The following is an 11,936-nucleotide window of genomic DNA, read 5'->3' on the forward strand; positions in this document are numbered from 1 at the left end:
CGGCGCCCGGCTTGCACCTGCTCGCCGTCTTGTGACACCACCTCAAGCACGCGCCGAAACTGCTCAAAGCCTTCGGGCACCTCCGCACCCAAGTTCAACAAAACGTCGCGATGGCCAAGCTCGACCGCGCGCTCAAGCAAAACGATCGGTGTTGCGGCAAGCAAATGAGCGGCGACCTTGCCGGCGGACAAGTCCAAATGCGGCACAAACTCGGCCGGCTCGAACGTCCACAGGGCCGCATCCAAGCGGCGCAATGAGGCCGCCGGACCGCAAACGCCGATCTGCGCCCCCGACTGCTGCGCCTTGCGCAGCAGTCGGCAGACATAGGCCAGTCGCTCGGTCACGCCGGTATAAAAATTGACCTGCGTCATGGCTTAAATCGGCCCCTCAAATGACGGCATTTCAACGCTCTTTTCAGCGCTCTTTTCAACGCTCTTTTCAACGCTCTTGCGAGAGCACAAAATGAGTCAGCAAGCCGACCGGGCGACCGGTACCACCCTTGGCCGCGCCGCCCTTCCAGGCGGTGCCGGCGATGTCCAAATGGCCCCAGCGGAACTTGCCCGCAAAACGCTGCAAGAACTTGGCCGCGGTGATAGAGCCACCGGCGCGCGAGCCGACGTTGGCCACATCGGCAAAGTTGCTCTTCAGGCCTTCTTCGTATTCATCATCCAAAGGCATGCGCCAGCAGGGATCCAAGGCCGCCTCGCCGGCCGCCGACAAGGACGCGGCCAGCTCATCGTCGCTGGCATACATGCCGCTGCGCACACCGCCCAGCGCGATCACACAAGCACCGGTCAGGGTCGCCACGTCCACCACCACCGCGGGCTTGAAACGCTCGGCATAGGTGAGCGCATCACACAGAACCAGGCGGCCTTCGGCGTCGGTGTTGAGGATTTCAATCGTCTGACCGGACATCGAGGTCACCACATCACCGGGCTTGAGCGCACGGCCGCTGGGCATGTTTTCGCAAGCGGCGATGATGACGACCAAATTCAGCTTGGGTTTGAGTTCGGCCACCGCGCGCAAGGCCCCGATGACGCTGGCAGCACCACCCATATCAAACTTCATCTCATCCATCTCGGCGCCGGGCTTCAAGGAGATACCGCCCGAATCAAAGGTAATGCCTTTGCCGACCAGCACCACCGGCGCCTCGGTCTTCGCGGCGCCGTCATAACGCGCGACGATGAAGCGCAGCGGCTCGTCCGAGCCTTGCGCGACCGACAAAAACGAACCCATACCGAGCTTCTCGACGGCTTTTTGATCCAGCACCTCGACCTTCAGCCCATGGCTTTTGCCCAGGGCCTTGACCTGCTCGCCGAGAAAGGTCGGCGTGGCGTAATTGCCGGGGCGGTTGGCGCATTCGCGCGCCAATTCGATCCCTGCACCAATCGCCTGACCGCGCGCAAGACCGAGTTTGGCGGCCTTGGCCGCGCCGCTGTCGGCCTTGTCGAGCAACAAGGTCACTTTGGACAACTTGCCCGCCTCGGGGGCACTGGGCTTGGTGTGGCGATACAGGTAGACAGCGTCGCTGGCGGCCAACACGAACTGCTCGGCCAAGCAGTCGTTCATGGCGTCAAAACCGACGAAAGCCACAGCAGCGTGGACGGCGCCGCGCCCCTTCAATTGGGCCAGGCCGAGCTGAAGCGCCGCGCGGGCGCCCTTCAGCGTTGGCTTGCCGGCGGCAGCCAGAATCAGCCGCGGCGCCTTGACGCCAAGCGGGCGCTGCAAGGCAATCGCTTTGCCGGCCTTGAGCTCAAAGTCGCCGAGCTTCAGCGCATCCTTGGCCAACGTCGCCAAGGTGGCGTCCAGATTGGCGGGCAGCGCCTCACCGGCAATCAGCACGATCAAGGCATCGGCGTTGCAGCCGGCCATGGCGTCAAGTGACGTGGTCTGTGTACGAAAGTCCATAATGTCGCCGAATAGATAAAGTGCCCGGATGTTATTCGATTCCTCAGTACGTTCAGAACTCGCTCGCAGCTTCGGTGTCACCTTCGTGGTGATACTCACCATCGTGCTGACGATGATGTTGATACGCTCTTTGGGCCAAGCCGCCGGCGGCAATATTGCGCCGCAAGATGTGCTGCTGTTGATGGCCTACGCCTCACTCGCCCACCTGCCCACCATGTTGACCTTGTCGCTGTTTATTGCCGTGGTGGCTTCCTTGGGCCGGATGTACCGGGAGTCGGAAATGACGATCTGGTTCTCCAGCGGCATCGGCTTGAGCCGCTTCGTCAAGCCGGTGCTCCGCATGAGTTTGCCGGTCTTGCTGGTCGTGCTGGTGCTGGAGTTGATCGTCTGGCCCTGGGGCAATCAAAACAGCGCGCAGCTGCGGGAGCATTATCAAAAGCGCAGCGACCTTTCGCGCGTGGCGCCCGGCCAATTCCAGTCCTCACGCGACGGCGCCAGCGTCTTCTTCATCGAGCGTGACGCCGAGGACGAGCGGACCGGGCGCAATGTGTTTATCTTGTCCAATAAAGACAAAACCGAATCGGTCACCACCGCCTCGCGTGGCCATATTGAGTTGACCGAAACCGAGCGCTTTTTGGTGCTCAACGACGGCCAGCGCAACGAAGCCAATGCAGCAACGGGCGAGCGCACACGCGCGAAATTTGAGCAGTACAAAATCCTGGCCGACAGCCAGGTTCTGCGCAGTGCCGACACACTCAACCCCAAGGCTACACCGACATTGGAGCTGCTGCGTACGCCCACGCCGGGCAATCACGGCGAGCTGACCTGGCGCTTCGGCATGTGTTTGGCCAGCTTCAATATGGTGCTGCTGGGCATGGGGCTGGCGGCGACCAATCCGCGTCGACCCAACAACTGGAATCTGCTGTTTGCGCTGTTGTCTTTCGTCGTCTACTTCAATTTGATTGGCCTGAGCCAGGGCTGGGTCAGCAATGGGCGATTCGGCATCGGCGCCGCCTTGGGCATCGTGCACGGCGGCGTTTTGCTACTGGCCATGGTGGTGCTTTGGCTGCGCGATCAGGGCAACTGCATAGGCCGGGCCAAGCGCAAGCCCGCAGGAGTTAGCGCATGAAGACGGTGCGCCGCCTGCTCTACCGGGACATCGTCGGCTCGGTATTTTTTGTCTCCTTGGCCTTCTTGGCCCTGTTCTTCTTCATCGACTTTGTCGACGAGCTGGACAATATGCGCCGCGTCGAAGCCGGTGCGCTGAAAGCGGCGCTGCTGGCCCTGATGGACATTCCCGGTCATTTCTATCAGCTGTTTCCTATCGCCGTCCTGATTGGCAGCATTTATTCGCTGGCCGGCATGGCGCAGTCAAGCCAATTCACAATTTTGCGCACCGGCGGGCTGGGGCCGGGGCGTGCGCTCGGTTTGCTGGCCTATTTGGCGGCCGCGTTTGCGGCCCTGACATTTTTTGTCGGCGACTTTGCGGTGCCCTACTTCGATTTGCACGCCGACACGATGCGCGCCAAGTTCGTGGGGGCTACCGCGCAAGGCCGCCGCGGCGCGTGGTTGAAAGATCACCAACAAATCGATGGCCAAGAACGCAGTTTTTCCATCAATGTCAGCCAGGCCGACGCATCGGGTCGGCTGCAAGGCGTGCGAATTTTCGAGTTCAATGACAGCGGTGGCTTGGTGGCCAGACTGGCGGCCAAGCAGGCCCTGGTGGACAGCAAGGGCTACTGGCGCTTGTTCGATGTGACGCAGACCGAATGGTTGAGCGTCGCGGTGGGCGCGCCGGCAAATGGCGGGCTAGACGACGGCGAAGCGCGCCGCGTGGTGCGCGAAACCAAGCTGGCCGAATTGAACTGGAAAAGCTCCCTGCATGCGGGTGTGATCGCCGCTGCCGTGCTGCCCGCGGCCTCGATGTCGACGCTTGAGCTGTATCGGTACACCCAGCATCTGTCGGCACAGGAGCAATCCGCACAGGTTCACAAAATTCAATTCTGGCGCAAAGCCATCTACCCTTTGGCCTGCTTTGTGATGGTGGCGCTGGCGCTGCCATTTGCCTACCTGCACGGGCGCGCCGGTGGTATCAGCCTGAAGGTTTTTGGCGGCATCATGCTGGGCATCAGCTTTGTCATGCTCAACAATGTCGCCGGCCATATCGGCATCTTGCGAGACTGGGTGCCGTGGCTGGTCGCCGCTGGCCCCAGCTTGTTTTATCTAGCCCTGTCACTGGCGGCCTTCGGCTGGCTGGTGCGTTACCGATGAAATAACGATATCTATGGACGGTTTACTGCTTTTTGCTCATGGCGCTCGCGACCCCGACTGGGCCAAGCCTTTCAAGGAAGTGGCAAGGCGGGTGGCCTTGAGTCGACCTGAGCTTGCTTTGCGATTGGCCTACCTTGAATTCATGCAGCCCGAGCTTGAAGCGGCGGCGCGTGAGCTGGTCGCGCTCGGCTGCAAACGCGTCCATATCGTGCCGATGTTTCTGGGCACCGGTGGGCATGTGAGGCGCGATATTCCGCCCATGCTGGAGCGGTTGCGGGACGAATGTGGGCCCGAGGTCGAATGGCTGCTGCACGCCGCCCTGGGTGAACAGGAAACTGTCATCCAAGCGATGACGGCGTCTAGCCTGGCCTGGCTGAACCTTGGGGCCAGCGCCGGCCCTGAGAGTCAAGCATGAATTTGCACCAGTTCCGCTTCGTGCAGGAGGCCGCCCGGCGCAACCTCAATCTGACCGAGACCGCCAAGGCCTTGTTCACCTCTCAGCCCGGCGTGTCAAAAGCAATTTTGGAACTGGAAGAAGAACTCGGCATCGACATCTTCTCGCGCCATGGCAAACGCCTGCGCCGCATCACAGAACCTGGCCAGCAAGTGCTGGCAGCGATCGAGATCATCATGCGCGAAGTTGGCAACCTCAAACGCATAGGCGAAGAGTTTTCAAAGCAAGACAGCGGCACCTTGTCGATCGCCACCACCCATACGCAGGCACGTTATGTTCTGCCCGGTCCGGTGGCGCAGCTGCGTCGGCAACTGCCCCTGGTGAGGATCAGCTTGCATCAAGGCACGCCCGACCAAGTGGTGCGGATGTTGCTGGACGACAGCGCCGATGTGGGCCTGGCGACCGAATCACTGGCCCATATTGACGAGCTTGTCAGCCTGCCCTGCTACGAATGGCAGCATGTTTTGGTGGTGCCCGCGGCCCATCCCTTGGCGCAGGTTGAACGGCCGACACTGGAGCAGTTAGCGAGTGAGCCGATTGTTTCCTACCACCCGAGCTTTACGGGCCGCACGCGAATTGACAAGGCCTTCGCGGCGCGCAACCTGCATCCCAATTTCGTCTTGGAGGCGATCGACTCCGATGTGATCAAGACTTATGTCCGGCTGGGCATGGGCATCGGCATCGTGGCCGAAATGGCGGTGCGCGAGGACCCACCGGGCGGCGATTTGGTGTCGCGCCCCTTGGGCCATTTGTTTGGGCAAAACGTGACCCGGATTGCCTTCAAACGCGGCGCCTACCTGCGCAACTATGTCTACAGTTTTGCAGAGTTGCTGTCTGACCGGCTGAACCGCCATCTGCTGGAGCGCGCCATGAGCGGCAACGCCAGTGATTACAGCTTGTGACGGGCTGAGCGCTGCTTAAACGCCGAGGCCAGGCCTGGGGTTGGGGTTGGGGTTGGGGTTGGGGTTGAGGCCATCCAGCAAAATATCCACTTCCACAGGCGTCGCTGCCGTACCGGGCTGGCCTTGCCATACTATGGTCGCCATCAAATCAAAGCCGGCGGGCTCGTCGGCATGGGCACCGGACTCCAGCGGCAAGAACAAATCGATTTCCTCGCCGCGCACCTCATGTTCGGAGCGGTCGCGTGCCACGCTGTAGAGCAAGAGCAGATCGCGCAAGGCCGGCAACTCGAACCTCACTGAACGACCATCAGCGGCCGACAACAACTTCTGCAAGGCCGACATGCTGGCGCCGCTATCGGCCCAGTGCGCTTGCAAACCGATCATCACGTCCCCGTAAGCCTCCAGCCCTCGGCCCAGTTCCAGTTCCGCCTCCCAGGCCGGCGGCACGGCATCGAACTGCACCGCATAACGCCCTGCGATATCGGCAAAGGCCAAGGCGTCACCGCGTTGCTGGCAAATTTCCATCAATTTCAGATAGGCCAAAGCCGAGCCCTTGCCTTGTGCGCCAGCACTGTTCAGTTGCGCGCCAGCACTGTTCAGTTGCGCGTGCAGCAAGTCAAGGGCGGCCTCGTCCTGACCCAAGACCAGGAAGAAGTCGACCTGCTGTTCGAGGTCAATCAATTTCTCGACGCTGACCAAGTCTTGTCCAGCCGGCGACGGGCTGCTGCTCGCAACCGGCGACACCGCGTGCCCGTCCGACGAAGGGTCAATGAACTGCACGCTGAGTGGTTCCAGACTCAAATCACCGTCCATCAAATGCGAGATCCGCGCCAGGCCCGACAGCTCGGCGTCCGGCGGCTCAACCGCCACAGCGCTCTCCTGCGACGCATACTCAGGCTCAGCACTGTGCGCAAGCGCCATGGTTGGTTCGTCCGCGCCGGCGAACCTAAGCAGACCGAGGCTGCCTTCAGAGGGGCGCCCATCATCATCATGCTTCGCGGCCTTGCTCAACTGCGCTTCGCCAACCGGCTGCGACGGCGCCATGGCAGGCTCGGCAGCCGGGCTGTCGTAGGTGCTTTCCTGCACTGACTCTTGGCCCCACCAATGAGTGTCGGGGCCGCGCTGCTGGCGGGGCCGGCCGCGCCACAGATAAACCACCATGCCGCCCAGCAACAAGGCCAAACCGCCCATCACCCAGGCCAGGGCCATCGCATCACCGGACGGCGCCTGCACCGACTCAGCCGCGACCTCCTGCCGCAGCGCATTGAGCTTGGCCGCATTGCTGCGATAGTCGGCCTGCAGCCCGAGCAGCCCGGACTCGACCGACAGCAAGCGAGCCATGGCGGCTTCGGCGGCCGACGCCGCCGAAGCCGCTGAATCGGCCGCTGGCGAGTTCGGCTCGAAGGCCTCCAACCTGAGCTGTGGCTCCGATGAGCTCAAACTCGCGGTCGGCACTGACGGCGCCGCCGCTTTTTTTAACTTCGCGCCGCCGCTGCTTGACGGTTTGGACTTGCTCGCTGTTGAGCCTGGGATTCGGTCTGGACTTGTTACGGTTTCTTGTGCACCCCCCGGTTTGGCCGCCGTCAGCCGCTGCTGCCCAAGCGCCTCCGACGGGTTGGCCCCCATCAAAGCCTTGGGCTTGGCATCGGCTGTAGCCAACGCCGCTCGCAAGGCCGCCGACAAGGCCCGCGGACTAGCCACAGCCACAGCCGCAGCCGCATCAGGCGCTGGCGCGTCGTGTCCAGGCGGGGGGTCCATCAAGGCACTGAATTGCCGAGTCAATCGAACCGGGCAACCCAGACTCAAGGAGACGTGGAGAATCGGCTCCTCGATCGGCACCGAGCTCAATACGCGAATCGCTCGCAGCGCGGATTCACTCTCACCTTCAAGTCGCACGCTGACCTTGCTCGGCGCCAGCTTGGTGGTGCCGGCCGTCACCTCCGCAAACACGCAGTCCAGCGAGAGTGATTCGCCAGCCCGCAGGCTGAGCGGAAAAGACAACAGCAAGGGTTGCCCGAGCGACGAATACGCTTGAGGGGCGCCCAAGCCGAGCGCCTGCGCATCACCCACCCAGCCAAATATCAAACTGGCCAGCAAGCAAGCGCCGAAACTGGGGGTACGCAAAAGAAATGGGGGCGCTACGGTATCTCGGTCCATCCCGGGTGCCAATATATATTCGATCGACTCTAGCATGGCCGGCCGAGCATCAAAGCCAGCAAAAGCCGGGCGTTGTATCTGCACCCACACGCCTGTGCAGGCACGCAGGCTGTTGGCTTCTGGCACGCCGATGTCGGACGCCCAACGGCCCTTGGGCCCGGCCGCTGCGGCTCATGGACAATGGCGCTCTCAAGAAGGCAGCCTCCCTGCTGTCACGTCAGCGACAAAGCATGAATAGCACAGTTCTTACACTCAGCGAACGCAACAGTATTGACGCGGGCTCTTGGTTCTCCAAGCTGTCCGAGCCCTTGCGCGGCGACATTTTGTCGCGCGCGACGGTGCGCCGATTGGGCGATGACGCCATGCTGTCCTGCCGCGGTGAGCCCGCCGAAGAATGGGTGGGCGTGGCCAAAGGCGCTGTGCGCATCAGCTCGGTCTCGTTGGCCGGCAAGCAAGTCTCATTGACCTATGTGGAGCCCGGAACATGGTTTGGCGATATCTCCTTGTTCGACGGCATGCCACGCACGCACGACGCGACGACGCACGGGGAAACGACCTTGTTGATGGTGCGCAAGCCGGACTTCCGGGAACTGCTGCAGCGCCACACCGAACTCTACGAAGCCTTGCTGCGCCTGAACTGCCGCCGCCTGCGGCTGATGTTCGACGCGATCGAGGACCTCAACACCCTGCCCCTCGCGTCGCGTCTGGCCAAGCAAATCCTGTTGCTGGCCCGCTCCTATGGTGTCAAGCAAGGCAACGAAATCCGCATCGGCCTGCAATTGGCGCAGGAGGATCTGGCGCAATTGCTGGGTGCCTCACGCCAGCGGGTCAATCAAGAATTGAAGACCCTGGAACGCGATGGCGCGGTCCGAGTCGAACCGACTCGCCTGGTGGTTCTGAGCAAGGAGAAGCTGCTGGCGCTGGCCAATCGCTGAGCGCTTGCCGGCCGGGCGGGGCACGATCCAATTTCATCCAAGCTAGAGAGAATTATGGAAGCCTTCACAGGAACGCGCACGCCCACACATGCTATCGAAACCGAGGCACTAACGCGCTGGCTCAGCGCACAGGTCGAAGGCTTTGCCGGACCGCTGAGCATTGAGCAATTCAAGGGCGGGCAATCCAACCCCACCTATAAGCTGGACACCCCCAGCCGCAGCTATGTGATGCGCTCCAAGCCTGCGCCGGCGGCCAAGCTTTTGCCGTCAGCCCATGCGATCGAACGCGAGTTCCTGGTGATGTCGGCCCTGCAGGGCGGCGACGTACCGGTGCCGCGCATGTTGGCGTTGTGCGAAGACGAGGCCGTGATCGGTCGCGCTTTCTACATCATGGAGTACATGCCCGGCCGAGTGCTGTGGGACCCGGCCTTGCCGGGCCTGACGCCGGCCGAGCGCGGCCTCATGTTTGACGAAATGAACCGTGTCATCGCGGCTTTGCACCGCGTTGATCCGGTCGCCATCGGCTTGGCCAACTACGGCAAGCCGGGCAACTATTTTGAGCGGCAAATCGGCCGTTGGAGCAAACAGTATCTGGCCTCAATCACCGAACCGATAGCGGCGATGGACCAGTTGATGGCCTGGCTGCCCGCCAATATTCCAGCCTCGGCGCGCGACGAGAATGAGCTTGCCATCGTGCATGGCGATTTCAGGTTAGACAATCTTGTCTTTGACCCCGAACAAGCGCGCGTGATCGCCGTGCTGGATTGGGAGTTGTCCACCTTGGGCCATCCCTTGGCCGACTTCAGCTACCACTGCATGACCTGGCACATCAAGAGCTCGGCCGCGGCGCGCGGCCTTGGTGGCCTGGATTTGGCCGCACTGGGCATCCCGGCCGAGGCCGACTATGTGCGCCGTTACTGCGAGCGCACCGGTCGAGGCGATGTCGAGCGGGTGATGCAAGATTGGAACTTCTATTTGGCCTACAACCTCTTCCGCATCGCCGCTATTTTGCAAGGCATCGCCAAGCGCATAAGCGCCGGCACGGCCTCCAGCGAGCAAGCGCGCGCCACGGCCGCAGGCGCCAAGCCACTGGCGGAACTGGGCTGGGCATTCGCGCAGCGGCTGACGCCGCCTCAAGTCTGAGCCGGGTCCTCCTCGGGCCGCGAACTCTGCCACGCAATCGACGTGGTGGTCGGCCATGGCCCGCGGTCGGTGAGCTTGTCATTTACCTTCAGCAGCTCACGGCATGCCAACTCCAAGACCTTCACCAGGCCCTGGATCTGCTGCATTGAGGGCGCGGCCATGGCGGTGCGCAGATAGGCGTTGCCGCGCATCGTCATCAGCACAAAGGCCTGCCCCTCGGGCAGCAGGTCTTGGCTGGCCTGCGCCAGCACCTCACTCAAATCACCCTCCAACCAAGCGGCGACCAGATCCTTGTTGACGCCGACCGCGCCAAAGCGCTGCCTCACCAACTTGGAGCTGATCTGGTTGAACTTGGGGAACATCACCAACCAACGCATTTCCTCGGGCGTGTCGGTGTCAACGCGGGTTTTGAGGGTGTCGGTATAGGCCTCGAACACAGCCGACTCCAAGCGGTCCATCAATTGTCGGCACAGCACCATCATCTGCAAGTCGCCATGCAGGCGCAGCTCGCAGCGCATGCGCAGCTCATTGCCCTCGATGTAGGCGCGCTGCGAGGGGCCCCACTCAATGCGCAGGCTGCCGGGCAAGGCCTTGGACTGCTCGATCAAGAAGCCGCGACCGTCCTTGGCGATACGGAAATGAGCGTTGCGGCTTTCGGCCCAGTCTTGAATAGGCCGCCAGCGAGCGGAACTCGCCCGCGCAACAAACCAGTGTTTTACTTGCTTAAAAAACATGAGCTAGGACAATGCACTGAACGGTGAAGACGCAAGCCGCGCCTGCTTTGACCGGTGGAGAACAAAATGATCGACGTGTATTCATGGCCAACCCCGAACGGCCACAAAGTTCACATCATGTTGGAAGAATGCGGTTTGCCATATCGGGTGATCCCCGTGGACATCGGCAGTGGCGCTCAATTCGAGCATAAATTCCTCGCCATCAGTCCAAATAACAAGATTCCTGCACTGATTGATCCCGCCGGACCGGACCAGCGACCGATCAGCTTGTTTGAGTCCGGCGCAATTTTGCTCTATCTGGCCGGCAAGACCGGCCAAATGCTGCCCAGTGACACAGCGGGGAAGTATGAAGTTCTGCAATGGCTGATGTTTCAAATGGGCAGCGTCGGCCCGATGTTGGGGCAAGCCCATCACTTTCGCGTTTACGCCCCCGAGAAAATTGCCTATGCGATTGATCGATACAGCAGTGAAGCACAGCGTCTTTACAGGGTGATGAATACCCGTTTGGCCGCGTCCACCTATCTTGGCGGGCGCGACTACAGCATCGCCGATATCGCCGTCTTCCCTTGGCTGCGGTCCTGGAAAAATCAAGGTGTGAGTTTGAGCGACTACCCGCACCTGAAGGGCTGGTTTGACGAAGTGGCGGCTCGCCCTGCGGTGCAGCGCGGTCTGGCGGTTCTGTCTGAACAACACAAACCACTCACAGGTGAGGCGGCCCGTGAAAACCTATTCGGCGAGAACCAATACAAGCGGCATTGAAGCCCGCCCTGCTTCAAGGCGTTGCCCGACCGCCTTGCAGCAATTGCGCCATTGACTCCTGCGCCATCGCTTGGCCCAAGGTCGCGGGGTTGAGTCGCTCCAACACACGCCGCGTGAACTCGAAGTCACGCTCATAGGTGTAGAGCGGGTCTCCAATGCGCAGATCCGCATTCGCGAGCAGCGGACCTTTGACGCCCAAGACCGGATACAGACGCAAGCGCGCCTTCAGGGTCTGCATTTTTTCATCCCCGAACAAGCTGGTCTCCAACACCTGGGTGCAGCCGTTTTCTGTAGCCTCGGCCAGCAGCAGGCCTAAATTGCGCGGCAAATCGGTCGCCGACGACTTCAAGATCAAGGCAACGCTGCGCTGTCCGGCCAGCTCCATGGTTTTGACAACCTCTTGATTGAAACGAAGGTTGAGTCTGTCCCAGGCATCGTTTTGATCGTCATGCCCTGGCTCAAAATTGCGCCCATGGCCAAACACGATCACACAAGCGCGATCACACAAGCGCGATCAGTAACTGTTTGGGTTTGGGCTGCGGCGCCCTGCACGAAGCCGAGCAGAGCCACAAAGACAGCGCTGGCCGATCTTCGATTCAAAACTCGCATGTGAGTGCCGCGCAAGGCGAGAAGAAGCCGAGGTGGTCCGACCAGCAGGAATCGAACCTGCAAC

The 11,936-nt window shown here is 61.5% G+C and carries 13 protein-coding genes; 7 read left to right on the forward strand and 6 right to left on the reverse strand.

Annotation, left to right across the window (positions count from 1 at the left end):
• Together RMO57_RS20760 and RMO57_RS20765 are read right to left on the reverse strand one after the other, a co-directional pair.
• Window positions 1–371, reverse strand: a 371-nt coding sequence (locus RMO57_RS20760) for a DNA polymerase III subunit chi (protein WP_310389915.1), incomplete at its 3' end; no start/stop codon positions are given.
• A 67-nt stretch (window positions 372–438) separates the two neighbouring features.
• On the reverse strand, window positions 439–1,908 hold the full coding sequence (locus RMO57_RS20765) for a leucyl aminopeptidase (protein ID WP_310389917.1): 1,470 nt from the start codon (window positions 1,906–1,908) through the stop codon (window positions 439–441).
• Window positions 1,909–1,936: 28 nt separating this feature from the next.
• On the opposite strand from RMO57_RS20765, the gene lptF reads away from it, so the two are divergent.
• Genes lptF through RMO57_RS20785 form a run of 4 tightly spaced genes read left to right on the forward strand, consistent with a single transcriptional unit; the run spans window position 1,937 to window position 5,535 of the window.
• On the forward strand, window positions 1,937–3,037 hold the full coding sequence (gene lptF, locus RMO57_RS20770) for an LPS export ABC transporter permease LptF (RefSeq protein WP_310389919.1): 1,101 nt from the start codon (window positions 1,937–1,939) through the stop codon (window positions 3,035–3,037).
• Window positions 3,034–4,179 (forward strand): LPS export ABC transporter permease LptG, encoded by a 1,146-nt coding sequence (gene lptG / locus RMO57_RS20775; protein WP_310389921.1) that lies wholly within the window; start codon window positions 3,034–3,036, stop codon window positions 4,177–4,179. Before lptF ends, lptG begins: the two co-directional genes overlap by 4 nt.
• A gap of 13 nt (window positions 4,180–4,192) precedes the next feature.
• The gene (locus RMO57_RS20780) at window positions 4,193–4,594 is read left to right on the forward strand and encodes a CbiX/SirB N-terminal domain-containing protein (RefSeq protein WP_310389922.1); all 402 of its coding nucleotides are present in this window, start codon (window positions 4,193–4,195) and stop codon (window positions 4,592–4,594) included.
• A complete protein-coding gene (locus RMO57_RS20785; RefSeq protein ID WP_310389924.1) occupies window positions 4,591–5,535 on the forward strand; it encodes a CysB family HTH-type transcriptional regulator in 945 nt (314 codons plus the stop codon). Before RMO57_RS20780 ends, RMO57_RS20785 begins: the two co-directional genes overlap by 4 nt.
• A 15-nt stretch (window positions 5,536–5,550) precedes the next feature.
• Here the strand turns inward: RMO57_RS20785 and RMO57_RS20790 are convergent, their stop codons facing one another.
• Window positions 5,551–7,659, reverse strand: a complete 2,109-nt coding sequence (locus RMO57_RS20790) for a hypothetical protein (protein ID WP_310389926.1) — start codon at window positions 7,657–7,659, stop codon at window positions 5,551–5,553.
• Between the two features lie 263 nt (window positions 7,660–7,922).
• Here RMO57_RS20790 and RMO57_RS20795 point away from each other — a divergent pair, with 263 nt between their 5' ends.
• Together RMO57_RS20795 and RMO57_RS20800 are read left to right on the forward strand one after the other, a co-directional pair.
• Window positions 7,923–8,627 carry a Crp/Fnr family transcriptional regulator gene (locus tag RMO57_RS20795; protein ID WP_310389928.1) on the forward strand — a complete coding sequence of 235 codons (705 nt, stop codon included), beginning with the start codon at window positions 7,923–7,925 and terminating at the stop codon, window positions 8,625–8,627.
• A gap of 54 nt (window positions 8,628–8,681) precedes the next feature.
• Window positions 8,682–9,770 carry a phosphotransferase gene (locus tag RMO57_RS20800; protein ID WP_310389929.1) on the forward strand — a complete coding sequence of 363 codons (1,089 nt, stop codon included), beginning with the start codon at window positions 8,682–8,684 and terminating at the stop codon, window positions 9,768–9,770.
• Here the strand turns inward: RMO57_RS20800 and RMO57_RS20805 are convergent.
• On the reverse strand, window positions 9,761–10,504 hold the full coding sequence (locus RMO57_RS20805; protein WP_310389931.1) for a hypothetical protein: 744 nt from the start codon (window positions 10,502–10,504) through the stop codon (window positions 9,761–9,763). The genes RMO57_RS20800 and RMO57_RS20805 overlap by 10 nt on opposite strands.
• Before the next feature lie 66 nt (window positions 10,505–10,570).
• On the opposite strand from RMO57_RS20805, the gene RMO57_RS20810 reads away from it, so the two are divergent.
• Entirely contained in the window at window positions 10,571–11,263 is a 693-nt protein-coding gene (locus RMO57_RS20810) for a glutathione binding-like protein (protein WP_310389932.1), read from the forward strand.
• Window positions 11,264–11,276: 13 nt separating this feature from the next.
• Here RMO57_RS20810 and RMO57_RS20815 read toward each other — a convergent pair whose 3' ends face one another.
• Both RMO57_RS20815 and RMO57_RS20820 read right to left on the reverse strand, forming a co-directional pair.
• Window positions 11,277–11,648, reverse strand: coding sequence for a hypothetical protein (locus tag RMO57_RS20815; protein ID WP_310389934.1), 372 nt, complete (start codon window positions 11,646–11,648; stop codon window positions 11,277–11,279).
• Window positions 11,649–11,749: 101 nt separating this feature from the next.
• A partial coding sequence (locus RMO57_RS20820) for a hypothetical protein (RefSeq protein ID WP_310389935.1) occupies window positions 11,750–11,936 on the reverse strand: 187 nt, incomplete at its 5' end.

Source organism: Roseateles sp. (assembly GCF_031397715.1).
GTDB lineage: Bacteria > Pseudomonadota > Gammaproteobacteria > Burkholderiales > Burkholderiaceae_C > Paucibacter_A.

Coding starts and splice junctions, on each gene's coding strand:
- RMO57_RS20765 (WP_310389917.1), bottom strand. CDS start 1,908: ATGGACTTTCGTACACAGACCACGTCACTTGACGCCATGGCCGGCTGC.
- lptF (WP_310389919.1), top strand. CDS start 1,937: ATGTTATTCGATTCCTCAGTACGTTCAGAACTCGCTCGCAGCTTCGGT.
- lptG (WP_310389921.1), top strand. CDS start 3,034: ATGAAGACGGTGCGCCGCCTGCTCTACCGGGACATCGTCGGCTCGGTA.
- RMO57_RS20780 (WP_310389922.1), top strand. CDS start 4,193: ATGGACGGTTTACTGCTTTTTGCTCATGGCGCTCGCGACCCCGACTGG.
- RMO57_RS20785 (WP_310389924.1), top strand. CDS start 4,591: ATGAATTTGCACCAGTTCCGCTTCGTGCAGGAGGCCGCCCGGCGCAAC.
- RMO57_RS20795 (WP_310389928.1), top strand. CDS start 7,923: ATGAATAGCACAGTTCTTACACTCAGCGAACGCAACAGTATTGACGCG.
- RMO57_RS20800 (WP_310389929.1), top strand. CDS start 8,682: ATGGAAGCCTTCACAGGAACGCGCACGCCCACACATGCTATCGAAACC.
- RMO57_RS20805 (WP_310389931.1), bottom strand. CDS start 10,504: ATGTTTTTTAAGCAAGTAAAACACTGGTTTGTTGCGCGGGCGAGTTCC.
- RMO57_RS20810 (WP_310389932.1), top strand. CDS start 10,571: ATGATCGACGTGTATTCATGGCCAACCCCGAACGGCCACAAAGTTCAC.
- RMO57_RS20815 (WP_310389934.1), bottom strand. CDS start 11,648: ATGGAGCTGGCCGGACAGCGCAGCGTTGCCTTGATCTTGAAGTCGTCG.